Here is a 1,016-nt window from a genome sequence, read left to right on the forward strand (position 1 = left end):
TTTTCGAGGATGCGTGAGCGCCACTTACTACTTGTCGCCATGGTCGTGGCGGTCTGCAGGATGCGATCCTGCACGGCGTCGACATCGGCCTCGTATGGCACGGCCAGGTCAATGATTACCCGCGCCCAGCCCTGTGACTTATTGCCCACTCTGAGGATCTCGCCGTTGCGCACGAACCACAGGGTTCCGTTGACATCCCGCACCTGGGTGATCCGGATGCCCACACCCTCGACCACACCGGTAGCAGGCCCCAGGTCGACCACGTCGCCGACGCCGAGCTGGTCTTCGGCGACCATGAACAGACCACTGAGCACGTCTTTGACCACATTCTGCGCACCGAAGCCAAGGCCGGCGCCGAGAGCTGCCGTGATGAGCGCAAACGCTGACGTCGCCCCGGGGAAGATCCTATTGAACAGCACGAGCACGGCCATGATGACGATGACCGTGGTGACGATGTTGCCCAGCACGCTGCCGAGAGTGCGCGTGCGCTGCACCACCCTGACCGCCGCCAACGGCGACATGAGCATGGCCTGGGTGTCATCGAAGTTCTGCCGCTTTTTGGCGCCGTTGATGATGCGTCGAACCACGCGACGGATGGCGAAGAGGAGCACCCAGCGCAGGATGATGGCGCCGACGATCACAAAGAAGATGGTGAAGAGATGCCAGATCGCGTCGAAATCCCGCAGGTTCTGCAGGATCCCGTCCCACTGGGGTGTTGCGGGCGGTTCCGTCGTCTCATCCATAGCGACCCAAGCTTACCGAGGCCACCCCCGCCGGGTCTGGGGAGCCGGGGCGGCCGGAAACGCGCGAACCCCGGCATATCGCCGGATCCCTCAGTCGGGACTGTCGCTATGCCGGGGTTCGCGGTGGCCGAACCTCAGTCGAGGTCTCGCTGCTGCGCCTGCAGCGCACGCTCGACGCCCGCAAGATTCTCGATGACCATGCGGCGCAGCGCCGGAACATCGGGGTTGGCGTTCAGCCAGGCCTTCGTGGCATCCACCAGCTCAGTGGATGCC

The 1,016-nt window shown here is 64.2% G+C and carries 1 protein-coding gene; it reads right to left on the reverse strand.

Annotated elements, in window-relative coordinates:
• Nucleotides 1-743, reverse strand: a 743-nt coding sequence (locus RMN95_RS03005; protein ID WP_309615480.1) for a mechanosensitive ion channel domain-containing protein, incomplete at its 3' end; no start/stop codon positions are given.
• Nucleotides 744-1,016 lie beyond the last annotated feature (273 nt).

This window comes from Salinibacterium sp. (assembly GCF_031364185.1).
In the GTDB taxonomy this organism is placed as follows: domain Bacteria; phylum Actinomycetota; class Actinomycetes; order Actinomycetales; family Microbacteriaceae; genus Rhodoglobus.